This window comes from Chromobacterium violaceum ATCC 12472 (assembly GCF_000007705.1).
GTDB lineage: Bacteria > Pseudomonadota > Gammaproteobacteria > Burkholderiales > Chromobacteriaceae > Chromobacterium > Chromobacterium violaceum.
In genome coordinates this window covers 26229-49163 of the sequence record NC_005085.1, presented here as the reverse complement: position 1 = coordinate 49163, position 22935 = coordinate 26229, and the positions used below count along the sequence as shown (strand labels likewise).

The window sequence follows — 22935 nt, the reverse complement described above, 5'->3', positions numbered from 1 at the left end:
CGCGCCGACCAACCGGCATCAACGGGGAGGATGGCCATGAGATGGGGAATCTTGCTGGCGTTGCTGCTGGCGGCATCGGGCGCGCAGGCGGCCGAAGCCGAGGTGCCGGGCTGGAAGGACTACCAGGCCGGCCGACTGGCGGCCGCCCGCATCGCCTTCTGGCAGGCGGCGCAGAATGGCGACCGGGTGGCGGCCTTCGACCTGGCGATGATGGACTGGAAGGGCGAGGCCGGCGCGGCGGACAAGGCGCGGGCGGTGTACTGGCTGCAGCGTTCGGCGCAGCTGGGGCTGGACCGGGCGCAGCACGCGCTGGGCCTGCTGGCCGAGCGCGGCGATGGCCTGCCCAAATCGCTGACCGAGGCCACGCGCTGGTTCGCGCTGGCCGCGCGCCAGGGTTATCTGCCGGCGCAGATCGACCTGGGGACCCAGTATTTCCTCGGCCGCGGCGCGCCGCAGGACGACCGCCTGGCCGCCTACTGGTACGAGGAGGCGGCCAAGCAGGGCGACGTCGGCGCGCAGTATCTGATCGCCAGCATGTACGAGCATGGCCAGGGGGTGAAGCGGGACATCCCGGCGGCGATACGCTGGTACGCGCGCGCCGGCGCGCAGGGCGACGCCGGCGCGCGGGCCAAGGCGCTGGACCTGGCCAGGCGCGAAACGGCGCGCCGCGCTCAGAGCGCGTCCAGCGGCAGCTTCAGGTAGCGGACGCCGTTGTCCTCGGCCGGCGGCAGGCGGCCCGCGCGGATATTGACCTGCACCGCGGGCAGCAGCAGCTGCGGCATGGCCAGGGTGGCGTCGCGCGCCCGGCGCAGCGCCACGAACTGCGCCTCGTCCACGCCGTCGCGGACGTGCAGGTTGGCGGCGCGCTGCTCGGCCACGGTCGCGCTCCAGGCCGGCTCTCGGCCGGCCGGCGGGTAGTCGTGGCACATCAGCAGCCGGGTGTCGTCCGGCAGCGCCAGCAGCTTGCGGATGGAGCGGTACAGTTCGGCCGGGTCGCCGCCTGGAAAGTCGCAGCGCGCGGTGCCCACGTCCGGCATGAACAGCGTGTCGCCGACGAAGACCGCGTCCCCGACCTGGTAGCCGACGTCGGCCGGCGTATGGCCGGGCAGCGCGATCACCCGCGCCTCCAGCCCGCCGATGCGGAAGGCCTCGCCGTCCTGGAACAGGTGGTCGAACTGCGAGCCGTCGCAGCGGAAGGCCGGCTCCAAGTTGAACACGCGGCGGAAGATGGCCTGGACTTCGGCGATGCGCGCGCCGATGGCGACGCGGCCGCCGGCCTGTTGCTTCAGATAGGCGGCGGCCGACAGGTGGTCGGCGTGGGCGTGGGTTTCCAGTATCCACTGCAGCGTCAGCCGCTGCTCGGCCAGGAAGGCCAGCAGCCGGTCGGCCGCCGCGCGCGAGGTGCGGCCGGAGCGGGCGTCGAAGTCCAGCACCGGGTCGACCGCCGCGGCGCATCCGCCCGGGCGGTCGTAGACGATGTGGCTGACGGTGCCGGTGGCGGGGTCGAAGAAGCTGGCGATCTGAGCGGTCATCTGGTCCTCCGGGTATGGCGCTTGCGCCGGTCTAAATAATATACTGTTATAAGTATATTCCTTTTTGAAATTTCACCATGGCGATATTCCGGCTTGGACGCGCATCGCGCGGATGGGGGCGGCCATGGCGCTGACCCTGTTGCTGGGCGTCCTGGTGGGCGCGGTGCTCGGGTTGACCGGCGCCGGCGGCGGCATCCTGGCGGTGCCGGCGCTGATGGCGTCCCAGGGATGGAGTGTGCCGCAGGCGGCGCCGGTGGCGCTACTGGCCGTGGCGGCCGGCGCCGCTTTGGGCGCTTGGGAGGGCTGGCGGCGGGGCGAGGTGCGCTATCGCGCCGCCGCGTGGATGGCGCTGTGCGGCCTGCCAGGTTCGGCGCTGGGGGCGCGCGCGGCCCATCTGTTGCCGGCCGCCTGGCTGGCGGCCGGCTTCGCGCTGGTGTTGCTGATTGTCGCCTGGCGGGCGTGGTCCGGCGCGGGGCGGCAGGCGCGCGCCGGGGATGGGGCGCTGTGCCGGGTGCGGCCGGAGACCGGCCGCCTGGCCTGGACGCCGGCCAGCATCGCCGCGCTGGCCGGCGTGGGCGCGCTCACCGGCTTGCTGACCGGCCTTCTGGGCGTGGGCGGCGGCTTCGTCATCGTGCCGGCGCTGCGCCGGCTCAGCAACCTGGGCATGCACGCCATCGTCTCCACCTCGCTGCTGGTGATCGCGCTGGTCGGCGGCGGCAGCGCGCTGGCGGCTTATTGGCATGGCGCGCATCCGCCCGTTCTGCCCGCGTTGGCTTTCGTCGCCGCCGCCCTGGCCGGGATGGCGGCCGGACGCTGGCTGATACGGCGGCTGGCGCAGCGGCAGGTGGCGCGGGGCTTCGCGCTGCTGGCGGCCGGGGTGGCCGCGGCGATGCTGTACCACGCCGTCGTTGGCTGAGGCTCAGCCGGCGAAGTCGAAGGCCTCGCCGCTGCCGGCGCGGATGGCCTCGGCCAGCGTCGCGTAGAATTCCGCGCCGTCGCGGCTGGCGATCCAGGCCTCGCCGCGGCGCGAGAAGTGATAGCCGCCGCTCTTGGCCGCGATCCACATTTCCTGATTGACGGCGTGGCGGTTGACGATCACCTTGTCGCCGCTGTCGAACTCGATCTCCAGCACATTGCCCTGGCGCAGCGTGTCGGCGTCCAGCCCGTGTTCGTCTATCGCCTGTTCGATGCGGTCGAAGATGTCGTCGCTCAGTTGCAGGAATTCGCTTTCGGTCATGGTGTTTCCCTGGTGGCGCCGGCGGCGGCAACACCGCCCGGCAAGGTTTTGCTAGTATGTTGATTTTGCCACATCGGATTGCCCTCAGTATGCGTACCCTGCTCGCCTGCGCAAGTTTGACCCTGTTCCTGGCCGCCTGCGGCTACAAAGGCCCGCTGGTGCTGCCGCAGCAGCCCAAAAAGGCGGCGCCGCCGGCCGCCCATGCGGCCAAGCCGGATGCCTCCGCTCCCAAGCGGGAAGCTTCCGCGCCCGGGATCGACGCTTCCGCCGCCCGCTGATCGCGCCGGCATCAGGATATTTCCAAGCAATCGCTTGTCTGACCGGGCCTTGGCCTAGAATGGGCCGTTGTCTCTCGGAATAGGAGCCGCCATGCCCCACTACGCGCGTCATCTGGAACACCATACCATCGTCAACCCGTTTCCCGGCATCGCCAAGCTGGAGGCGGCGCTCGGCCGCAAGGTGGCCAGCCGGCTGGGCGCCAACGAGAGCATGGTGAAGCCGGCCTCGCCGTTGCTGGAGCAATGGGGCGAGGCGCTGGCGGAGCTGGCCCGGCTGTACCCTGACCCGTACGCGCTGGCGCTGCGCGAGCGCGTCGCGCAGCGGCTGGGGCTGGAGAGCAGCCAGGTGCTGTTCGATTGCGGCGCCGACAGCCTGATCCTGCTGGCCCTGCGCCTGCGCTGCAATGCCGGCGACGCGGTGGTGTGCAGCGCCGGCACCTATCCGGCCTTCCGCTATTTCGCCGAGGGCGTGGGCGCCCGCATCCTGGAGGTGCCCTACCAGTCGCAGGGCGTGGGCCTGAGGCCCGACCTGGCCCGGCTGTGCGAGGTGGCCCAGGCCGAGCGCGCGGTAGTGGTCTACCTGGCCAATCCCGACAATCCCACCGGCCATTACTGGTCGGCGGCCGATATCCAGGCGCTGCGCCAGCAACTGCCGTCGCAGACGCTGCTGATCCTGGACGAGGCCTATATCGATTTCTGCACCCAGCCGGAGGACGCCCCGCCCGCCGGCGCGCTGCCCAACACGCTGCGGCTGCGCACGCTGTCCAAGGCCTACGCGCTGGCCGGCTTGCGCGTGGGTTTCGCGCTGGCGCCGGCCGAGATCATCGCCAAGGCCGACCAGATCCGGCCGCAGTACGCGTTGTCCGGCATCGCCCAGCACGCGGCGGCGACGGTGCTGGACGCGCCGGACTACGCCAGCCAGCTGGTGCAGGCCACGGTGTTGCTGCGCGACAAGCTGGCCGACGCGCTGCGCGGGCGCGATCTGACCGTGCTGCCCTCGCACACCAATTTCGTCAGCATCGTCTATCCCAATGCCGCCCAGTCCGAAGCCATCCAGCGCGGATTGCTGGGCGAGGGCATCGCCGTGCACCGGCCGCCGCACCCGGCGCTGCGCCACCTGCTGCGCGTCACGGCCCAGCCGCAGGCCTTGTCCAGCAAGGTGCTGGAGGGCCTGGCGGGCCGCTGACGGGCATAGTTACATTGACACGGCTTAACGCCGGTGACATAAGCGGTGGGGTGATAAAAACCTCATCGCTTATTTTTTCGCGGCGTCGCCGGCCGCATGCCTCCGTCGCCGCGAGCGTCCGCCTGATCGCCGGCTTGTGCCTGCTGGCCGGCTGCCATGCCGCCGCCGCGCCGGTGCGCGCCGATGGCGAGACCCGGCTGGCGTTGCGCGGCACCGTGGTCGGTCCGATCGCCAGCGGCAGCAAGGCCGAGGGCACGCTGTTCCGCGCCTATTACCTGCAGTTGCGGCACCCGCTGCGGCTGGACGACGGCGCCGCCTGCGGCGCGCAGACCATGCGCAAGCTGGCGCTGAACCAGGAGGGCATGGAACCTTACAAGGGGCGGGCCGTCGCGCTGGAAGGCAGGGTGTTCTGCCAGGAGAACCGTACCGGCACTTATCACCTGGCCGATATCGTGGTGGACGAGGCAGCCGGGCGCTGAGCCCGCCTAGGATTGGCGCAGCCGCGTGTCCAGCGGCGCGGCGATCGTTTCCAGGATCCGGCAGCGTCCGGCGTCCGGGTGCAGCGGGTTGAGCAACAGATTGCGCCCGTCCACCGCCAGCGCGCTGGGCACCCTGAGCAGCGCGCTGGGCGCCTGCGCCAGCCAGGCGTCGCCCAGCCGCCGGGTATCCTCCTGGCGCGCGCGCCAGTCGGCAGGCAGCGCGGACGGGTCCAGGTCCAGCACGCCGTCGTCCGGCAGCGCCACCTTCAGCAGCTGGAAGCTGGGCGGCAGCCGGCGCAGCTCGCTGTGCACCAGCATTTCCAGCATCGCGCTGGCGGCGTGATCGGCCAGGTAGACGATGGGCCGGCCGGCGTGGTGCCAGCGGCCGTCGGCGCGCAGCCCGCCCAGGCCGTTCAGGTCGGCGTAGTTGCTGATGCGCCAGGCGATCACGCGACGTAGCCTTCGTCTATCTGGATCAGCAGGTTTTCCACCAGGCGCGCGCCCTGCTCGGTCTGTGCCATTGCCAGCGGACTGGCGTCGTCGAAGCGGCGCAGCGGCTGCCGCAGCCAGCCGGTGGCCTCCTCTCCCAGCACCTGCTGGGCCAGCACCAGCAGGCTGGCCACCCGCACGCCGCGCTCGGATTCGTCGCGGCTCAGCTTCTCGTGTTTCTTGATGCGGTGTGACAGCGTGCGCGCCGGGATCACGAACTCCAGCTCCTTGCGCGTCAGGCCCTGATCGGCCAGCTGGTCTATCAGTCCAGTGTCGGCGCCGTCGGCGACATAGCGCGCCACCTCCAGGTCGGAGCGCACTTGCTGGCCGATGATGCGCGACAGCCGGGCAAAGCGCCGTTCCGGCGCGCGCGGTTGCTCCGGCAGCGGCATGGGGGCGGGTTTGTACAGCGCGTTCGGCATGGCGGGCTCCATTGGCATTTGCCTTATTAGTATCGGCATTTTGCCGGGAAGGGGCAAGTTCGCCGGACAACGGGCCGTATTCCTACGCATTCCAGACGATGCTGCCGGCTTCCGGGCAAGTCCACGACGCCTGCAGCCGCTGGCGGATCTCGGCCAGCGTCTGTTTGACCAGCAGTTCGCCGTCGCGGAACACCGGCCGCAGCGCGCCGCCCTCGGCCTCGGCCGGCGTCTGCTGCTGGTACAGCGCGTAGCGGCCGTTTTCCTCCTCCACCCGCAGCAGGCCGCGCGCCGATTTCTTGGTGCCGTCGTCGGTGGCCGGGTCTTTGTAGATGTCCACCGCCTCGCCGGCCACTTCGGCGTAGACCGCCTTCAGCGCGTAGCCGAAGGTGTCGCGCGAGTTCATGCCGTAGACGAAGCTGCCGATGCCGAACACCACATTGCAGGAGGCGTAGCCCTTTTCCGCCAGCCGCAGCAGGATGTCGCGGGCGCGCGGCAGCGTGATGGAGTCGCCGTAGATCAGGCCGACATGGCTGTCCAGCACGCGGTAGCCGCGCTCGGTGACGGTGCCGCCGAAGATGTCCCACAGGCATTCCACCGCGCCTTTGCGCTCGGCTGCGCTGACCGGGCGGCCATCGTCGCGCGCGGTGCAGTTGCCGGCGTCGTCGAACTGCAGCTCGTCGTCGCGGTAGCCGGCGAGTATCCTCACCGGGTCGCCGGAGTCCGGGCGGAACACCACCTTGGCGTTGCCCAGCGCGTCCGGGCGGCGGGCCTGGATGTCGTCCTTCAGCTCGCGGGCGATCACGGTGAGCACGTTCCAGAAATCGAAGGTGTCGGACACGATGGACACCATGCCCGCCGGATAGTCGCGGGTGACGAATTCGCGCACCACCTCGCGCTCGGCCAGCCGGCGCAGCGCCTTGTCGTCCAGGCCCTGGTGCGCCGGCATTCGCGCCAGCCGCTGCTGGGTCAGCAGGATGCGCAGCGCCATCACGCTGTGCTCGGACGCCGGGATGGAGCCGCCCACCAGTTCGCGCTCGGCGTCGGCGCCGTAGTGGTCTTCCAGGTAGTCCAGCGCCGGGATGGTGTCGGTGCCGGTAAAGGACAGCAGGTGGCCGGCGCCGCAGCGCATGGCGTCGTGGACGCCGCTCATGCCGCGCATCGAGAAATCATGGCCCTGCCAGGCGACGAAGTCCTGCGGCGCGCCGGTCAGCGCGGCGAAGTAGCTCAGCAGCTTGCGGAACTCGAAGGCGATGGTGGCCACGGTGGACGGCTTCCAGCTTTCGCAGCTGAACAGCGTTTCGAAGTAGGTGGCCACCCAGGGGAAATCCGGATGGGTGTTGGAGAAGGTGACCGGCGGCACCTTGATGTCCACCCGCGCGCCTTCCGGCAGCGAGCGGATTTCCAGCGGCAGATGGCCCAGATCGTGCAGCGCTTCCAGCCGGCCGCCGTCCACCGCGCCGGCGCCGAGCGCCGTGTCCATCCGGCGCTGGTAGCGGCGCACCGCGTCCGCCTTGGGGCGTTGGAAGAATTCGCGGTTGAACAGATCGATCAGGTATTCCTGGATGAAGCCCTGCAGGCCGAACCACACCACCTTGTCGTCGAACAGCTGCGGCAGCACCTGCGCGTACTTGGCCGAGCGCGGCGTGAAGTTGGCCACCAGCCGGGTGGTTTCGCGCGGATACATCGCCGGGTGGCCGGTCTTGTAGAAGTCGGCCAGGTTGAACGGGACCAGCTGGTTCTTGTCTTGGGCGGCTTTCGGGGCGGTCATCATGATTCTCCTTCGGTCTATCTGTTGGGGCTGGGACGGCTGCGCGGCGCTCAGACGAGGCGGCAACGGGCGTCGCCGCTCCAGTCGTTGCGGGCGAACACGGCGTCGAAATGTTGCAACAGCCGGTCCAGGCCGCGGCTGAAGATGCCGTGAGTCACATACAGGTACAGCGGCGCGGATTGGCCTTCCGCCGCCTGGCGGGCGGCGATGGCCTCGGCCAGGCCGACGAAGGTGCCGCCGCCGTCGCAGATGTCGTCCACCACCAGCAGCGGGCCGGCCGGCAGCGCGCCGTGCACTTCGATGCCGCTGATCTTGCCGGTGACGGTGTCGCGCGCCTTGTCGGCGCAGACGGCGCCGCAGCCCAGCTGCTGGGCCAGCTTCAGCACCCGCTTGCGGGCGCCGGCGTCCGGCGCCACCAGCGTGGCCGGACCGATGGCCTCCAGCGCGCGGCGCAGCGCCGGCAGCGGGTCTTCCACCTCCACCCGGTCCAGCAGCGCGGTCACCACGTCGCTGTGCGGGTCCTGGATCCGCACCCGGCTGTAGCCCTGCTGGTTGATCAGGCCGCAGAACACCTTGGCCGACAGCGCCTCGCCCGGATTGGCCACCCGGTCCTGGCGGGCGTAGGGCACGTAGGGCAGGCAGAGTTCCAGCGGCACGCCGGGATAGGCGCGGCGCAGCGCGTCGGTCGCCATCAGCAGGGAAATGATCGCGCCGGCGTCGCGCAGGTCGGCGCGGATGCAGAGCGCGGCGGCTGGCGCGCCGGTTTCCGCCGTGGCGTGCACTTCGCCGCCGGGAAAGGTGAAGAGGTCCAGCTTCAGCGCCTGCGGCTGGCCATCGCGGGTGAGGTAGCTGACGGTGATCATCGCGGTATCCTTTATGAGTGCCGCTGGCCTTGCTGGCTGGCGGTGCGGTCGGCTCTTAGTTGGTTATTTCGACTAACATGGGCGCAGTATATCCATGCTTAGTTGAATTTTGCAACTAAGAAAGCGAAAATAATATTTGGAAAGAATCGACAAAACGGATATGCCATGCCCCCTAACCGACCCGCCCCCATCGTCAGCGTCGACGTGGTGTTGCTCACCTTGGCCCAGGGCAAGCTGCAGGCGGCGCTGCATCGGCGCGGCCGCCAGCCGTTCCAGGGCTGCCTGGCCTTGCCCGGCGGCTATGTGCATCCCGAGGAAGACGCCACCGCCGAAGATACCGCGCGCCGCGTGCTGCGCGAGAAAACCGGCGTCCAGCCGCGTTATCTGGAGCAGTTGGGCACTTTCGCCGGCGCGGCGCGCGACCCGCGCGGCTGGTCGGCGGCCATCTCCCATGTGGCGCTGATGCCGCACGAGGCGCTGCGCCAGGCCGGCGACGAAGTGTTCCATTTCTACGATGTCGACCAGCTGCCCGAGCTGGCCTTCGACCACGCCGAGCAGATCCGCGCGGCGGTGGAGCGGGTGCGCAACAAGGCCAGCTACTCCACGCTGCCATGCTGGCTGCTGCCGGAACGGTTCACGCTGACTCAGCTGCAGCGCACTTACGAGCAGATCTTCGGCGAGACGGTGTCGCGCGGCACCTTCCGCTCCCGGCTGGGCATCAAGGTGGGCGATATGAATCCGGGCGAGGCGGCCGACCAGGCCGACATCCTGATCGCCACCGACCAGTTCCAGGGCGGCAGCCAGCGGCCGGCGCGGCTGTTCCGCGTCAACCGGCTCAGCCTGTTCAAGCGCGCCAGCTGGTAATCCGGGTGGCCAGCCGGCGGAGCGGGGCGTATCATCGCCCCCCTTGCGCGGCATCGGTAATCATTCCTTTGTGCTAGAACGTTTCCTGCGTTACCTTCCAAGCTGGGGACGCGGGCGCCGCGGGCGGTTATCGGTTCTCATTCCGCGATGAACATGCAGACAATCGGACAGGCCGACATCCGCCGCGGCGGGTGGTCCGTCCGGCAAGAGGTGAACGATGATTGCAACCATCAAGGGCAAGATACTGGTCGGCTCCGGCCTGCTGATCCTGATCGGCTTTACCGTGCTGGCGGGGGCCAACATCTACAACAGCTACCGCAACGCGGAGAGCGCGGTGCTGGAGCACGCCCGCCTGCTGGCCGGCAGCGAGGCCGGCCGCGTGCAGCGCATGCTGGGCAAAACCTACGACTCCGCCCAGGCGATGGCCGAGGCGGCGGTCGGGGTGAAGGCCGCGCTGCCGGCCAACGGCCGCGCGCTGCTGTCCGAGGTGGTGAAACGCCAGTTGCCCAACAACCCCGACGCCGTCGGCTACTGGGTGGATTGGGAGCCCAACGCCTTCGACGGCCGCGACGCCGAGCTGGCCGGCAAGCCGGAAAACGACCACACCGGCCGCTACGGTGTGTACTGGTTCCGCAAGGCCGGCAAGGTGGACGTGGTGTGGGGCAGCGACGGCGTCGACGAAAGCGCCTACTACACCGAGCCGCGCAAGACCGGCAAGCCGATGCTGACCGAGCCCTATGTCGATCCCGATGTGAAAATCCTGATGGGCACCCTCTCCTTCCCGCTCAATATCGGCGGCAAGGTGCTGGGCGTGGCCGGCTGCGACATCGCGCTGGGTCACCTGCAGGAAATGGCGGCCAAGGTGCGTCCCTACGACGCCGGCTTCATGAGCTTGTATTCCAACGGCGGCGTGCAGTTGGCCGGCCGCCAGCCCGGCCTGAACGGCAAGCCGGCGCCCGACCTGCCGGCCGAGGCCAAGGCGGCGATCAAGGACGGCCGCCCGGCCGAGTACCGCAGCGACGACGGCTTCCGCCACTTCATCATGCCCATCGTGGTGGGCGAAGCCGGCACGCCGTGGGCGGTGCGCATCTCCATCCCGGAGGACGAGGCCTTCGCGCCGGTGCGCGCGGCCAGCTGGCAGTCCGCCCTCATCAGCCTGGGCATCCTGGCGCTGATCCTGCTGCTGCTGGGCACCACGCTGAACCAGTTGCTGCGCCCGCTGGGCCGGCTGCAGGGCGCGATGACCGAGCTGGCTTCCGGCAGCGGCGACCTCACCCGCGAGCTGTCCATCGCCAGCCGCGACGAGATCGGCCAGGCCGCCGGCGCGTTCAACACCTTCACCGGCTCGCTGCGGCGGATGATGCTGGACGTGCGCGGCCATGCCGGCGACATGCTGGGCTCGGTGCGCCAGTTGACCGGCGACGTCGGCCAGATCCGCGACAGCTCCGCCCGCCAGTCGCAGGCGGCCAACGCCACCGCCGCCAGCGTCGAGCAGCTGTCGGTCAGCGTCACCCACATCGCCGAATCGGCGCGGGTGGCCGAGCAGCGCGCGCGCGAGGCGGACGCTCTGTCCAGCCAGGCCGCCGCCAACGTGGACGCCACCGCGGCCGAGATCGGCCGCATCGCCCATACCGTGCGCCAGCTGGCCGACGTGCTGGGCGGCATGCAGCAGCGTTCGGACCGCATTTCCGGCATCGTGTCGGTGATCCGCGACATCGCCGACCAGACCAATCTGCTGGCGCTGAACGCCGCGATCGAGGCCGCCCGCGCCGGCGAGCAGGGCCGCGGCTTCGCGGTGGTGGCGGACGAGGTGCGCAAGCTGGCCGAACGCACCGCCCAGGCCACGCTGGAAATCTCCGACGTGATCCAGACCATGCAGAAGGACACCTCCCATGCCGCCGACAGCATGAGCGGCGCGCTGGAGCAGGTGGAGCAGGGCGTGAAGTTGGCCGGCGAATCGTCGCAGTCCATCCAGCAGATCAGCGGCCAGGCGCAGCAAGTGGTGCACGCGGTGGGCGACATCGCCGTCTCCACCGCCGAGCAGTCCAGCGCCAGCCAGGAAATCGCCCGCCACATCGAAAACATCCACGGCATGCTGCTGCAGACCGACGACTCCATCCACCAGGCGCAGCAGGCCACGGTGGCGCTGGCGCGGCTGGGCGAGGAGCTGGAAAGCCTGATCGGGCGGTTCAAGCTGTAAGCTTGCCGCTGCCTGGGATATGGGATGGCGTCGACGCCACCGTCGCACGGGCTGGCATGATGTATGACAAACCGAGAATGCGCATGATGAAAAAAACCTTATGCCTGCTGGCCGCGCTGGCGGCGCAGGGCGCGGCGGCGCGGGATGTGCCGGCCGCCCTGGCAGGCCATTACGTATTGGACGAATACCATTGGTCGCCGGCGAGCCTGAGCCTGGACGCCAACGGCAAATTCGACTGGCGCTTGCTGTACAGCGGCGATTTCCGGGTGCGCGGCACCTGGGGCGTGGAGGACGGCAAGGTCATGCTGCATGCCGATCCGGCCAGCGAGAAGGCCGTGTACCAGCCTATCCAGCCGGCGTCCTGCGGCATCTCGCCCAGCCAGCACCGCGGGCTGACGCTGGCGGTGTTCGTCTCCGCCAACGACCGCTGCGGCTGGGTGGGGGTGGAGGGCAACGAGGTGGTATTCGAGGACGATAAGGGCCATCGGCAGCCGGCGGAGAAATCCAGGCAGGAAGGCTTTAGCGGCGCGACCATGCCTGCGGATTGGGGCCAGTGGCGTCGGGTGGGCCTGCGCCGGGAGGGCAGCCGACAGCCCTGGCAATGGTTCGCGGTGAGCGACGCCAGCCGCGCGGCCAATATGATGGTCTTCAAATTGGTCAATATCAACGAGGTGGCGCCGGCCTACCGCGACGTGGAACTGACGGTGGGGCGTGAGGATGGCGAAGTTTCCCTGCCGCGTCCTGAAGTCCCGATTTTGCTGCAGGCCAGTTCCAGCATGACTTACCGCAAGATCAAGCCCTTGAATGAGAAGCAGGCGATAGGCCGCTACGAGTCTGCGGACAGATCGATCCCCGGCGATCTGGAGCTGGGCCGCAATCATCGCGCGCGCTGGTCGTTGGCGGCGGGCAAAAGCATGTATGTGGAAGGGAAGTGGCGGCTTGACGGCAACTACGTGCGGATTGTCCCCCAACTGCCGAGCGAGAAGCCCAGCTGTCGCGCGATGAGCGCGGACGAGTACAAGATCAAGAGCGCCGCCATGGAGGACGAGTTGATCGCCATCGTCGGCATGCCCAGGGTGGGCGGTGCCCAAAACATCGAGGTGAAGTTCGAGGTGGACGGCAAGGTGGTGGGCAGTGCCGTCAGCAACGATAGCGGCGACGCCATCCTGAAGTGGTCGGGCAAAGCTGAAAAATGGACGCGGGTGGCGCTGCGGCGTGCCGGCAGCCGCGACCCTTGGGTATGGCTGACTGTGCCGGAAGAGCGCCGCGCCAACCGTATCATGGGCGTGGCGATCAGCGATCTGAGCCTGGCCCAGCCCGCCTTCAGCGAGCTGGTGTTGCTGCCATCGGCTGACGGTGGCTTGAAGACGAAGGATCCCACCATGGACAGCACGCTTGAATACCGCAGGGCAGCGTCTCCGCAAGTAAAATAACCTGCGTCGAGACCCACATGCGAACCGCCAGGCAGGCCATGAGGCCGCCTGGCTTTTTTACGTCGTCAGCCTGAGGGACATGATCAAGTCACTGCGCTGGGGAGGCCAGGCAGCGTTGCTCCGGATCCCACTGGCAAGACATCGATAAACCGCCCCAGCGACGGGCTGCCTGCCTCCTGTTTCCAGACAAAACACAGCGGCACCGACACCGACGCCGACAGATTCTGCAGCCGGTAAAACCTTGCCTGCGCGGGCGGACGCGTCTGATTGACGGCGTTGACGATGGCGGCGCAGACCAGGGACAGCATCGCCGCCGCGGTAGGCTGCTCCAGCATCACGTTCAGCCGGATGCCAGCCTGCACAGGCGCTGAACAGGCGGTCTTGGTAGGCGGGATAGGCGGCGCGCGGAAGCGAGACGAAAGGCCGCCGGCCCGTGCGCGCAGAGCAAGCGGGATTACTTTGCCAAGCCGGAGGCTGGCAAGCGCCGCATCGTGCTCGACGACAGCGTGGCGCCAGTGTTGGCCAGTGGCCAGGGCGTGGGCATTGATGCGGCGGGGGACGGTTACGAAGACGCCTTCCATTTCCACCCGACGCCTGGCCATTGCGCCGGACATATGTCCATCTCGCTGCATTCCGCTGGCGAAACCGCCATCTTTACCGGGGACGCGATGCATTCTCCGGTGCAGGTTTACCACCCGGAATGGAGCTCAGCCTTCTGCCGGGAACAAGACGGCACGCGGGCCTCCCGTCGCTGGCTGTTGGACTACGCCTATGCACACAAGGCCACGGTATTCACCGCCCACTTTGGCGCGTCGTTGGCGCGGGTGGTGAGCCGGGAGGGGGATGGTTATGGGGGGCGGTTTCTGTGAAATCGGCAGACTGCTTAGTATGGAGTGGCTTAAGGTATCGAGCAGAGCAGTGGCGCAGTAGTTTTAATCAAGTTGAATGAGTTTAGAATAGCTGTAGCCATTGTTTGGGTGGTAGCTTAGATTTTATAACTTGACGAAGAATTTTATCTGCATCCGTCAGTTGCTGAGTAAGCAATTTTCCTAAATTTTTTAATGGATTTTGTTTTGTAGGCATCAGGTAATTTATTTAACTCTTTGAAAGAAATTGATCCTGCATTTATTTCTAAATCAGAGTTTTCCCCTATTATTCTGGCGCTATAGCACAGTCCCGTCCCTGACATGCCATTCTTGTATGCTATGCCACATGTTGCAGTTGCTTCGTAGATAGAGAATCCATTCTTTCTACTAGTATGGCAGGGCTTGATGTGTCATTAGCACCACCTAAATACCAAGTGCCCTTAACGCCAAGTCCTTCCTGTACATCCGAATCTGATATGGGTCTGATGTTTGGGCTTGCTTTGTTTGTTGCGCTGATGAGCAGGTTTTGATTTGTAAGGTAACTTTTTTTCTTACTAGTTCTGCACCTAGTCTATTCCAATCTGTCGCTGAATAGAGAAGCTTAACATCTTTGACATAGACCGCCCATTCTCAAGAGATGAATGCGGCAATAATAATGTTAAGGTGATTAGTATCCCTATGCTAAAAGGAAATGAATTTTGCGCTGGATTAAAATATTGGCAAGTCATCAAATAATTTTGACGATAGGGTATCGACAAATTTTATATCTTTCAATTCCAATTCACTTGTAGTGATAAGAAGAATCTTTCTAAAGAATTTAGCATTGCTGCATCATCTATGTCATCTGGATTTGCTTTGTAGACTGCATAAATAGAGTAAGTGTTTTTCTTTGAAAAGTAAAAGTCTTTTTCTATAGATTCAACGCTTCCATCTTTGTTTTTCTTGATAAAAGTATCTACTTTTACATCGCCATTTTGATGTTTTACAAAATAGCTTTGATAGATTATTTCAGCACTTTTTCCTTTTATTTCATCAAGCACTTCCTTGGTTGGTGGCGTTGCATCTAATTGATTGCTTTCGCTTGGGAAGCTGAGCTTTACTGCTTTTTTTCCACTCTTTAATTTAACAGTCAGCTCGCTTTTACAGTTGTCTAGTTTTGACTGTTTTTTAATAAAGTTGATATCTAAGGTTTTGGGAGGAATGAAGGTGAAAATTCCATTGCAATAAGAAATTCTATCAGATGCAATCGCATTGTATGAGATAAATAATAATATAATCCAGAATAGCTTCATGCCTACTCTCCTATGGGCTTGAAATTTTTGGGAGGGGCAGTCTCATCATTTGATGCGTACCATGCATGCTGAAAGCATGGCCATCTGACTTCATTGAAATGATGTGCTGCAGTATTAATGCATTTTGTAACTTGTTTTGATGATTCTAAATCAGCTCCTTTGTCTGCCCATGAATTTATACCTAAGTCTCCCAAGGGAACCATCTTTTTCTTTTCATTAATTTTGTTTCTCTGTTTTGAAGCCCAAAAATAACCTGCAGCATCACATGTTTTGTAGGCACTCGTTAGAAGCGTTTGTGATTGGTTTTCTATAGAAAAATCAATTCTTCTATATTTGCCATATCTTATATAATTTTCTCTGCCAGTTAGTTGAATCAAACCTCTTCCCTTGAATTTTTTTCCGTCCCCTTTGGCGGTATTCCCCAACTTTTTTCCTTGATCTGTTCCGGGTTCATACTTATCAAAATATGAATCGGGTCCGCCCTCCACCATTGCTTTTAGTCGGCCAGTTTCTTCTGCTAACTGAGAAATGAGATGAGATATTCGCAATGGTGTTACAATAAGATACTTTCTCATAACAGTTGATATGTTTGGATATAACTGTGCAGGTCTCTTTTCATTGGCTGTAGAAAGATATTCGTATATGTTTCCTTTTGTCAGTGCGCTATTTTGGTCTTCTCTATTTATCGCGCTTGGATTGGGTAAAGTTTTCCTGATTAATCTGGCGATGTCATCTTTTCCCATCCATCCACATCTTCTAAAATGTGAAAAAAATAGTCTTGGATGAAAGTGCCAGTGAGTATTATTTATTTCCAGCCCAGCCTCTTCCCAGAAAGACAGCGCCTCGACATAGGTTTTGAAATCAGCATACAGCTCCTCCGTCATGGGCTCATCCAATACGTCACTTTTTTTCTTCAACCAATCATATCGCGTATCAATCTGTCCTTTTTCCCATTCCGTTGGGAACTTGCAGATCGCACGTGCAAGCCGCGACTGTATCTTTGTATCTCCGAGCGCTGCGGTGAGCGCATCTGCTGTCAATTTCTTCCCTGAATTACCTACGATCCATTTTTCAAGTGTCGGAGAGTTGCACTGGCTGTCAGGTGTTGGATCGTCGTCAATCAAGCTCCAGCCTGACCAGTGTGGAAAGTCGGCATCGCTGAACTTCTTGATCCCCACTGCATTCAGATCAACCCAACCTTGTCCGCCCGGGTAGTTGACCTTGTGCCAGTGCGGAACGGCGCCTGCCGCGATAGGTGTTTCGTTCTCCGTATTGATAACCCGGCCAAAGCGGAGCAGTTCATAAGCGGCACTCGGCGCGATATGGAAGGCGTCGCCTAGAGACGTCGCTTTGCTGTAGAGATTGTATTCGTACTTATCATCGCTATTGGTTAGCGCTTGGTCTAACTCGATGTATAAGCCTTCTTGTTGAGGATCTTCCTGGCGTGTCGTCAGCAAGCACTTTCCGCGCTCGAATCTCATCGTCACAAACAACGGCACGGAGGAGGTATGCACTGGCGCTCCGCTGTCTGATGGCGCTTGCGGCGAGGCAATCGATGCATAGAACGGTGTGCCGGGCGGCAGGTAGAAGTGCATGTCGCCATAGACGATCTTGTCCCGGCCATCTGTGCTGATGTCCAGCTTGCCCGAGCTTCTGCCGACGATCTTTTTCAGATTGGCGTCGTCGCAGATGATTTCCAAGTGAATGGCGTTTTTGCCGTTGCAGCTGCCGACACTGCCCAGGCTGTCTTTGCGGTTTACCGGCTGCTTGTTTTTGACGAAAACTTCCTTCAGATGCATGTAGATGGAGTAGTACTCGATCTGGCCATCCGGCCCCTCGCCGATTTCCGTGTTGTGCTTGATCACCACGCAGCCGTTGTCGGTCTCTCCTTGATACGCCAGCGGCTTTTTGTCGGCATCCGGTGATGGCGTTCTCTTGTATACGACAGTGCCGTCGGCGATAGTGCGCACCGGTTCGCCATGCGCGCCGGTGTCCGTATGTTCGATGTGTTGGCCGCCGTGCCAAGCCATGCGGCTGGCGATGGGGAAGCCGCCTCGGGAAGAGAACGGCATCAGGCTGGCAAGCCATTGTTCATCACTGGCGTTGCCCTGGGGCATTTTGAGAATCGGAGGGCTGATAATCATGCTGGTATCCGCTTATTCCGAGAACGGATGAGTATTGGGAGGGGTGTACTTGTCTTTGGGGAGCGTCGGCAGCGGCGGGTTCATGCTGGCCGGTCCGCTCAGATCGTGGCTGGCGCCCTTGACGCTGACGGTGCCCGGGCAATGCACCTCGATATTGCCCCCGGCGATGCGGATATAGCCGCCGCCGGCCGTGACCAGGATTTCTTGCTTGGCGTTGACGACTATCCTTTCCTTGCATGAAGTAATCGTCACATCCTTATCCGCCGTCAGCTCCATCGCGTCGCTCTGCGCCTGCACCTGCACCTTGCCTTTGGCCGCGATCAGCTTCAGCGCCACCTTGTCCTTCACTCCCGCTACGAACAGGCTGATGTGCTGGCCGACGTTGTGCAGCCAACGCCGTCCCGTGGTGTGGTTGGCGTCGCGCTGGGCGACCAGGTTCAGGTTCTGGCCGGCGGAGACGGTGTGGCTTTGTTCGGTCAGGGCGGCGATGCCGGCGGGCGCGGACAGCACCAGCAGCGGCTGCTGGCCGGCTTGGTCCTTGGCGGTCTTGCCATCCTTGTCGGTGTTCGATCCCGCTTCCCAGGCTTTCAGCGCGTCGGCGTGGTGTTGCAGGTGGCCGTCGGTTTTCTTGCCGGCCTTGGCGTTGTCCGGGCCGATTTCGTCGGGCCCGGTTTCCATGGCGTCGGCCAGCTGGCCGCTGGCGGTTTCGGCCAAGGCTTGCGAGAGGCTGAGCGCGGCGTCGAGCTGGCTTTGCGCGTGCTCGCGCGCCAGTTGTTTGCCGGACGCGCCGTTCTGCGCTTCGGTGGTGAGCAGCAGGCCGTGGGCGGCGCGGATGGCGCCGTGGTGGTCGGTTCTGAGCTCGAAGCCGTCGCCGCGCGGCTGGGCCTTGCCGTTGCTTCTGGGATGGGCGAGGTAGCCCTGGTTGAGCTGGGTTTTGCCCGGTTCGCTGCTGAGCTTGGCGCGCACTTCGCCGGGGGTGTCGTCGAACAGCAGTTCGTTGTAGCCGCCGCCCTGGTGTTCCTTGCTTTTGATGCCGGACAGGGTCTTGTTGGCGGGGAGCGCGCCGGCGCCGCTGAAGTCGGGCGTGGGGTGGCTGCCGTTGTACAACACGCCGGTGATCACCGGGCGGTCGATGTCGCCTTCGATGAAGTCGACCAGCACTTCCTGGCCGATGCGCGGGATGAACTGGTGGCCCCAGCCGGCGCCGGCGCTGGGCATGGCGACGCGCAGCCAGCAGGAGGATTTGTCGTCCAGCGCGGCGCCGATGGTGGGGTGTTCGTCCGGCCGCTGCCAGTGGAACTGCACCTTGATGCGACCGTGTTGATCGGTGTGGACTTCCTCGCCGGCCGGGCCGACCACGGTGGCGGTCTGGACGCCGCGCGATTTCGGTTTGGCGTGTTCTGTGCCGGCATAGGCCGGGGTCAGCGGGATGCCGCGGCGCTGGGCCTGGATGGAGGTGGCAAATGGAGTGGCATCGGACTCCGTTCCAATATGCTGCGCCAGATCCTGCGGCAAATTATTGCGGACCTGGAAGCTTTGGCCGGTGACGACGAATTCCCGGTTCTCCGCCGCATCGCCGTCATGCGCGGGATGGTCATCCAGACGGAACCAATCGCCCGGCAGCAGTCCGCGCACCGATCCGCTGCCGCTGAAGGATTTGGCCTGCAGGTCGTTGGCCTGCTGCCGCAGCTGGGCGTAGCGGCCCAGCTGTTCTTCGTCGTCGGCGTAGTAGAGGCCTGGCGCGTCGTATTGGGTCAGGCTGCTTTGCAGCGCCTGGCCGGTCTGGCCTTGATCGATATGGCTATCGTCGCGGTTTTGCTGGCTGTAGACCGGTTTGTAATCGTAGCTGGCCAAGGCGGTGCCGCCGGGCACGATCTGGCGCGCGGCTTGCCATTCGGTGAGGCCGTCCTCTTCTTCCGTCGCGTCGCTGCGGTGGAAGCGCACCCGTTCCAGTTTGGCCGCCGGCAGGCTGAGAGCATCGTCAAACACAGCCAGTTCCACCTGCGGGCTATTTCCTCGCGACGCTTCGCTACCTCGCTCGGTCACTTCATCCAGATGGACGAATCGCCAGGCGTAGCCTTCCTCATGCAGCAGCCGGACGATGAAATCGAAATCGCTCTCGCGATACTGCAGCGTGTAGCTGCGCGGCGGGGCGGGTTTGACCTGGATGTCCAGCGTCTGCGTCCGGGCGAAGGCGGGATTGGCGGCCTGATGCTCGGCCAGGATTTGCTTGACGATGTCCGGCACCGACAGATCCTGGAACACGCGGGAGGTCTTGCGGTGGCGCAGCAGCGCGAACGGCGGCTCGATGGTCAGCTCGTATCTGGCGAAGCCGCCGTCCGCTCCCGCCAGCCTGGCCTGGCTGACCACGCCGCAACGAATGGTTTCGTCGCCATCGGCGTCCTGGATGCCGATGCGGGCCGGCTGGCCCAACAAGGTCTTGAGCTCGATATGGCCATCCGGCGACAGGCAGGTGACGGTGTAGCGGTAGGCGCGGGAGAGGCCTTCCTCGCCGTCCAGGCTCAGCGGCAGCAGCTGCTCGGCGGCGATCTGGCCGCTGCCCAGTTCCAGGGTGAGCGGGCGATGGTCCTGGCCAAAGGCGGAAGCAAAGCTGGACAACAATGCATTCAGATCCATCGGCGTTCCAGGCGAAGATACCTTCTGGAGAAGGTATGTCATTGAGTGGGAAGGAGATTAGGATTCTATTGACGTTGCGGACGCGACAACAAGCCGGCTTTGACAGGAAATGAGCGGATGTGCACTAAAAGACAGGGAGCGCAGTTCAATCGGCAGCTTGAAAGCTCCTATTAGAACCAGGTAGGCCTCCGTAGCCTGTTTGAACACAGCAAGACTTGGGACCGCCCTGTTGTGGGTTGCATAGGATGCGCGAACTTTGTGCCGGGTAAGCTGTGGGGTGGGACATGGGTGTCCTCCCGCGAGAAAGTCCTCCCGACCGGGCGCGAGCCAGCGCCTGGCCGGCAGCCGGGAACCGCAGCCTCAGGCGCCGTCGCATCCCTGCCCTGCCAACCCTGGAACCACCATGGCCTTCACTCATGGTGATTGCTCCCTCCCGTTCCACTTCAATGCGCAGTGGCTGGTCTTGACGCGCCATCAGGCAGCGGCGGCCAGTGCCGCTGATCGCTTCTTGTCCTTCCCGTTGTCCGGAACGAATCAGGCCGCGCAGACGCGGCATGCCGTTCGCGCCTGTTGCCAACATGCCAAGCAAGCTATGCCAAAAATCATACGTTCGCTTCAATTCGCGCTTACATGCTGATACTATGCATTTAGAATAGTATTATGTGGCATAATATTTTTAATCAATATAAGAACAGTCTATATGCCGCCGGAGTCCAGCTCGCGCGGCAGGGCCTTTTCGCAGCCGCTGCGCAGACAGCGGCGCGGGAAGCGCAAATCGTTTCAATCAACACAAGACGGGGCTATACACGATGCATCAATACACCAATATCAAAAAAGCCATCCAGCTGAGCAACAGCTTCTGGGATGTCACCACGGCTGCCGGCATGGCCAATATCGCCACCCGCAACCTGGGAAACGGCCGCCATGAGGCGGTGGCCAGCGGCCGGCAGTTCACCAATATGTCGTCCTACTCCTACCTGGGGCTGGACTCTCACCCGGCCATCCTGCGCGCCGCGGCGGACGCGGTGATGAACACCGGCTCGCTCAACACCTCCATCTCGCGCATCCGGGTGCAGTTCGACATCCTGCAGCAGGCGGAAGAAGCGCTGGCCAGCCTGGTGGACGCCGAGACGCTGACGGTGCCGTCCTGCGCCGCCGCGGCCGCCGCCACGCTGCCCCTGCTGGCTTCCGGCGCGCTGACCGGCGACGTGGCGCCCTTGATGGTGTTCGACAAGAACGCCCACTTCTGCCTGAACATGATGAAGCCGATCTGCGCCGACGAGACCGAGATCCAGACTATCCGCCACAACGATCTGAACGCGCTGGAAGACTTGTGCAAGACGCATCAGCGCGTCGCCTACGTCGCCGACGGCGTCTACAGCACCGGCGGCATGGCGCCGGTGAAGGAGCTGCTGGCGCTGCAGGACAAATACGGCCTGTTCCTGTTCTTCGACGAGGCGCACGGCCTGTCCACGCTGGGCCATCTGGGCCGCGGCCTGGTGCTGGAGGAGATGGGCGCGATCAACGACCGCACGCTGATCGTCACCTCGCTGAACAAGGGTTTCGGCGCTTCCGGCGGCGCCATCTTCCTGGGCCCGCGCGGCGACGCCGAGCGCCGCAAGCTGGCCACCCGTTTCGGCGGCCCGGTGACCTGGTCGCAGCGCATCAACACCGCCGGCCTGGGCGCCATCATCGAGTCGGTGGCGGTGCACAAGTCCGCCGAGCTGCCGGCGCTGCAGCAAAAGCTGCAGGACAATATCCGCCTGTTCGACCAGCATGTGGCGTCGGAAAACAGCGGCGATAGGCTGCCTATCCGCTTCGTCTCCATCGGCTCGGAGGAGCGCACCATCCTCTACGCCAAGAGCCTGCTGGAAGACGGCTATTACACCTCGCCCATCTTCTTCCCGGTGATCGCCAAGGGCCGCGCCGGCCTGCGCATCATGATCCGCGCCAATATGACGACGGAGGAGATCGAACGCTTCGGCGCCTGCCTGAAGCAACTGCGAGCCAGCCATGAGTAAGGCTTCCGCTCAGACCGCCGCCGCCCCGCGGGAGGCCGCGCGTCCGGCGGCGCGGGTGATGGTGTTGTGCTGCCTGATCGTGTTCATGGCGCAGATGGCCACCACCGTCTACCTGCCTTCGCTGCCGGCGGTGATGCGCGAGCTGGCGATGAGCCAGAGCCTGGTGGAAATGTCCATCTCCGGCTTTGTCGTCGGCGCCGCGCTGCCGGTGCTGTTCTGGGGATCGGCCGCCGACCGCTGGGGCCGCCGCGGCCCGCTGCTGGTCTCGCTGGCGCTGTTCGTGCTGTGCAGCGCGCTGCTGGCCGCCGTCGGCAACGCCGCCGAGCTGCTGGCGCTGCGGGTGCTGCAGGGCATCGCCGCCGGCGGCGCGGCCATCATCGCCCGCATCATCGTCCGCGACAACTGGAGCGGCGACGAGCTGGCGCGCCGGCTGTCGGTGTTGTCCATCGCCTTCATCACCGCGCTGGGCGGAGGCCAGTTCATCGGCGGGCTGATAGGCGAGTACAGCCGTTGGCAGCTGGGCTTCGTGCTGATGGCCGCCACCGGCATCCTGGCCGCATTGCTGAGCATGACCCTGCCGCTGCAGGGCGGCCGGCCGGCGGCCGCGCGCCACGGCGGCAGCCCGTACTGGCAGATACTGCGCCGCCCCGGCTTTGTGCTGCCGGCCTGCGCCGGCGGCCTGGGCTTCGCCACCACGGTCACGCTGCAGGAAGTCAGCCCCTTCGTGTTCCAGGAGCACTTCGGCCTGGCGGTGGCGAGCTTCGGCAATGTCGGCCTGCTGATAGGCCTGGCCTATTTCAGCGGCGCGATGACGGTCAACCGCACCGTCGCCAAGCTGGGCGGCAAGAAGCTGATGCGCGCCGGCGCGCTGCTGATGGCCGCGGCCACCGTCGCCATGCTGCTGTGCTGGCACCTGGGCGCGCTGCAGGCTGGAGCCGGCCTGCTGCTGTTCGTCGGCCTGTATTGCCTGACCATTTTCGGCCAGGCGGTGCTGTTCCCCAACAGCATGGCCACCGCCGTCAGCGACGCCAAGGACCACGGCGCCCACGCGATGGCGCTGTGCGGCTTCCTGCAGCAAGGCCTGGCCGGCATCGCCGCCACCGCCTCGGTGCTGCTGCACCACAACGGCACCTGGACGCTGGCGGTGGCCGCGCTCGGCCTGATCACCCTTTTGCAAGTTCTGTTCCAGGCGCGCCTGCGCGCGGCCTGACGCAAGGATATCGA

General features: G+C 64.3%; 21 protein-coding genes. 11 read left to right on the top strand and 10 right to left on the bottom strand.

Going from position 1 to position 22935, the window contains the following annotated elements:
* The first annotated feature begins 36 nt into the window (after positions 1–36).
* Positions 37–702, top strand: a complete 666-nt coding sequence (locus CV_RS00180; protein ID WP_011133598.1) for a tetratricopeptide repeat protein — start codon at positions 37–39, stop codon at positions 700–702.
* Here the strand turns inward: CV_RS00180 and CV_RS00175 are convergent.
* Positions 672–1532 carry an MBL fold metallo-hydrolase gene (locus CV_RS00175; protein ID WP_011133597.1) on the bottom strand — a complete coding sequence of 287 codons (861 nt, stop codon included), beginning with the start codon at positions 1530–1532 and terminating at the stop codon, positions 672–674. The genes CV_RS00180 and CV_RS00175 overlap by 31 nt on opposite strands.
* A gap of 124 nt (positions 1533–1656) precedes the next feature.
* Between CV_RS00175 and CV_RS00170 the strand changes: the two genes are divergently transcribed.
* A complete protein-coding gene (locus CV_RS00170) occupies positions 1657–2448 on the top strand; it encodes a sulfite exporter TauE/SafE family protein (protein ID WP_011133596.1) in 792 nt (263 codons plus the stop codon).
* A 3-nt stretch (positions 2449–2451) separates the two neighbouring features.
* Here CV_RS00170 and cyaY read toward each other — a convergent pair whose 3' ends face one another.
* Positions 2452–2769, bottom strand: coding sequence for an iron donor protein CyaY (gene cyaY / locus CV_RS00165; RefSeq protein ID WP_011133595.1), 318 nt, complete (start codon positions 2767–2769; stop codon positions 2452–2454).
* A gap of 89 nt (positions 2770–2858) precedes the next feature.
* Here cyaY and CV_RS23235 point away from each other — a divergent pair, with 89 nt between their 5' ends.
* The 3 genes from CV_RS23235 to CV_RS00155 all read left to right on the top strand — a co-directional run bounded on the left by CV_RS23235 (position 2859) and on the right by CV_RS00155 (position 4712).
* Entirely contained in the window at positions 2859–3047 is a 189-nt protein-coding gene (locus CV_RS23235) for an LPS translocon maturation chaperone LptM (RefSeq protein WP_204086475.1), read from the top strand.
* Between the two features lie 91 nt (positions 3048–3138).
* Positions 3139–4233, top strand: a complete 1095-nt coding sequence (locus tag CV_RS00160) for a pyridoxal phosphate-dependent aminotransferase (protein ID WP_011133593.1) — start codon at positions 3139–3141, stop codon at positions 4231–4233.
* Positions 4234–4283: 50 nt separating this feature from the next.
* Positions 4284–4712: a hypothetical protein gene (locus tag CV_RS00155; RefSeq protein ID WP_011133592.1), complete on the top strand. Its 429-nt coding sequence runs from the start codon at positions 4284–4286 to the stop codon at positions 4710–4712.
* A gap of 6 nt (positions 4713–4718) precedes the next feature.
* Here CV_RS00155 and CV_RS00150 read toward each other — a convergent pair whose 3' ends face one another.
* The 4 genes from CV_RS00150 to CV_RS00135 form a co-directional block, all read right to left on the bottom strand.
* Positions 4719–5162, bottom strand: a complete 444-nt coding sequence (locus CV_RS00150; protein ID WP_011133591.1) for an RES family NAD+ phosphorylase — start codon at positions 5160–5162, stop codon at positions 4719–4721.
* Positions 5159–5623: an antitoxin Xre/MbcA/ParS toxin-binding domain-containing protein gene (locus CV_RS00145; RefSeq protein ID WP_011133590.1), complete on the bottom strand. Its 465-nt coding sequence runs from the start codon at positions 5621–5623 to the stop codon at positions 5159–5161. Before CV_RS00145 ends, CV_RS00150 begins: the two co-directional genes overlap by 4 nt.
* An 82-nt stretch (positions 5624–5705) precedes the next feature.
* Positions 5706–7394: a nicotinate phosphoribosyltransferase gene (locus tag CV_RS00140; protein WP_227590064.1), complete on the bottom strand. Its 1689-nt coding sequence runs from the start codon at positions 7392–7394 to the stop codon at positions 5706–5708.
* 47 nt (positions 7395–7441) lie between these two features.
* Positions 7442–8254: a ribose-phosphate pyrophosphokinase-like domain-containing protein gene (locus CV_RS00135; protein ID WP_011133588.1), complete on the bottom strand. Its 813-nt coding sequence runs from the start codon at positions 8252–8254 to the stop codon at positions 7442–7444.
* 165 nt (positions 8255–8419) lie between these two features.
* On the opposite strand from CV_RS00135, the gene CV_RS00130 reads away from it, so the two are divergent.
* The 3 genes from CV_RS00130 to CV_RS00120 all read left to right on the top strand — a co-directional run bounded on the left by CV_RS00130 (position 8420) and on the right by CV_RS00120 (position 12751).
* Entirely contained in the window at positions 8420–9118 is a 699-nt protein-coding gene (locus CV_RS00130; protein ID WP_043595155.1) for an NUDIX hydrolase, read from the top strand.
* 217 nt (positions 9119–9335) lie between these two features.
* The gene (locus CV_RS00125; RefSeq protein ID WP_011133586.1) at positions 9336–11318 is read left to right on the top strand and encodes a methyl-accepting chemotaxis protein; all 1983 of its coding nucleotides are present in this window, start codon (positions 9336–9338) and stop codon (positions 11316–11318) included.
* Between the two features lie 83 nt (positions 11319–11401).
* On the top strand, positions 11402–12751 hold the full coding sequence (locus CV_RS00120; protein ID WP_147296175.1) for a hypothetical protein: 1350 nt from the start codon (positions 11402–11404) through the stop codon (positions 12749–12751).
* An 83-nt stretch (positions 12752–12834) separates the two neighbouring features.
* Here the strand turns inward: CV_RS00120 and CV_RS23735 are convergent, their stop codons facing one another.
* Positions 12835–13086, bottom strand: a complete 252-nt coding sequence (locus CV_RS23735) for a hypothetical protein (protein WP_080508881.1) — start codon at positions 13084–13086, stop codon at positions 12835–12837.
* Between the two features lie 156 nt (positions 13087–13242).
* Here CV_RS23735 and CV_RS21900 point away from each other — a divergent pair, with 156 nt between their 5' ends.
* Positions 13243–13620, top strand: coding sequence for an MBL fold metallo-hydrolase (locus tag CV_RS21900; protein ID WP_158303290.1), 378 nt, complete (start codon positions 13243–13245; stop codon positions 13618–13620).
* A 767-nt stretch (positions 13621–14387) separates the two neighbouring features.
* Here the strand turns inward: CV_RS21900 and CV_RS23230 are convergent.
* The 3 genes from CV_RS23230 to CV_RS00100 are packed head-to-tail and all read right to left on the bottom strand — an operon-like array spanning position 14388 to position 19690.
* Positions 14388–14909, bottom strand: a complete 522-nt coding sequence (locus tag CV_RS23230) for a hypothetical protein (RefSeq protein ID WP_011133580.1) — start codon at positions 14907–14909, stop codon at positions 14388–14390.
* A gap of 2 nt (positions 14910–14911) precedes the next feature.
* Positions 14912–17053 (bottom strand): peptidoglycan DD-metalloendopeptidase family protein, encoded by a 2142-nt coding sequence (locus tag CV_RS22500; RefSeq protein ID WP_011133579.1) that lies wholly within the window; start codon positions 17051–17053, stop codon positions 14912–14914.
* 12 nt (positions 17054–17065) lie between these two features.
* The gene (locus CV_RS00100) at positions 17066–19690 is read right to left on the bottom strand and encodes a type VI secretion system Vgr family protein (protein WP_011133578.1); all 2625 of its coding nucleotides are present in this window, start codon (positions 19688–19690) and stop codon (positions 17066–17068) included.
* An 809-nt stretch (positions 19691–20499) separates the two neighbouring features.
* Here CV_RS00100 and CV_RS00095 point away from each other — a divergent pair.
* Both CV_RS00095 and CV_RS00090 read left to right on the top strand, forming a co-directional pair.
* On the top strand, positions 20500–21711 hold the full coding sequence (locus tag CV_RS00095; RefSeq protein ID WP_011133576.1) for an aminotransferase class I/II-fold pyridoxal phosphate-dependent enzyme: 1212 nt from the start codon (positions 20500–20502) through the stop codon (positions 21709–21711).
* A complete protein-coding gene (locus tag CV_RS00090) occupies positions 21704–22921 on the top strand; it encodes an MFS transporter (protein WP_011133575.1) in 1218 nt (405 codons plus the stop codon). The genes CV_RS00095 and CV_RS00090 overlap by 8 nt, the downstream gene beginning before the upstream one ends.
* Positions 22922–22935 lie beyond the last annotated feature (14 nt).

Excerpts from the sequence above, each read along its gene's own strand:
- CV_RS00135 (WP_011133588.1), bottom strand. The coding sequence starts at position 8,254 with ATGATCACCGTCAGCTACCTCACCCGCGATGGCCAGCCGCAGGCGCTG.
- CV_RS23235 (WP_204086475.1), top strand. The coding sequence starts at position 2,859 with ATGCGTACCCTGCTCGCCTGCGCAAGTTTGACCCTGTTCCTGGCCGCC.
- CV_RS00120 (WP_147296175.1), top strand. The coding sequence starts at position 11,402 with ATGATGAAAAAAACCTTATGCCTGCTGGCCGCGCTGGCGGCGCAGGGC.
- CV_RS00145 (WP_011133590.1), bottom strand. The coding sequence starts at position 5,623 with ATGCCGAACGCGCTGTACAAACCCGCCCCCATGCCGCTGCCGGAGCAA.
- CV_RS00125 (WP_011133586.1), top strand. The coding sequence starts at position 9,336 with ATGATTGCAACCATCAAGGGCAAGATACTGGTCGGCTCCGGCCTGCTG.
- CV_RS00140 (WP_227590064.1), bottom strand. The coding sequence starts at position 7,394 with ATGATGACCGCCCCGAAAGCCGCCCAAGACAAGAACCAGCTGGTCCCG.
- CV_RS23735 (WP_080508881.1), bottom strand. The coding sequence starts at position 13,086 with ATGCTGGAGCAGCCTACCGCGGCGGCGATGCTGTCCCTGGTCTGCGCC.
- CV_RS00130 (WP_043595155.1), top strand. The coding sequence starts at position 8,420 with ATGCCCCCTAACCGACCCGCCCCCATCGTCAGCGTCGACGTGGTGTTG.
- CV_RS23230 (WP_011133580.1), bottom strand. The coding sequence starts at position 14,909 with ATGAAGCTATTCTGGATTATATTATTATTTATCTCATACAATGCGATT.
- CV_RS00180 (WP_011133598.1), top strand. The coding sequence starts at position 37 with ATGAGATGGGGAATCTTGCTGGCGTTGCTGCTGGCGGCATCGGGCGCG.
- cyaY (WP_011133595.1), bottom strand. The coding sequence starts at position 2,769 with ATGACCGAAAGCGAATTCCTGCAACTGAGCGACGACATCTTCGACCGC.
- CV_RS00175 (WP_011133597.1), bottom strand. The coding sequence starts at position 1,532 with ATGACCGCTCAGATCGCCAGCTTCTTCGACCCCGCCACCGGCACCGTC.
- CV_RS00170 (WP_011133596.1), top strand. The coding sequence starts at position 1,657 with ATGGCGCTGACCCTGTTGCTGGGCGTCCTGGTGGGCGCGGTGCTCGGG.
- CV_RS22500 (WP_011133579.1), bottom strand. The coding sequence starts at position 17,053 with ATGATTATCAGCCCTCCGATTCTCAAAATGCCCCAGGGCAACGCCAGT.
- CV_RS00100 (WP_011133578.1), bottom strand. The coding sequence starts at position 19,690 with ATGGATCTGAATGCATTGTTGTCCAGCTTTGCTTCCGCCTTTGGCCAG.
- CV_RS00160 (WP_011133593.1), top strand. The coding sequence starts at position 3,139 with ATGCCCCACTACGCGCGTCATCTGGAACACCATACCATCGTCAACCCG.
- CV_RS00090 (WP_011133575.1), top strand. The coding sequence starts at position 21,704 with ATGAGTAAGGCTTCCGCTCAGACCGCCGCCGCCCCGCGGGAGGCCGCG.
- CV_RS00095 (WP_011133576.1), top strand. The coding sequence starts at position 20,500 with ATGCATCAATACACCAATATCAAAAAAGCCATCCAGCTGAGCAACAGC.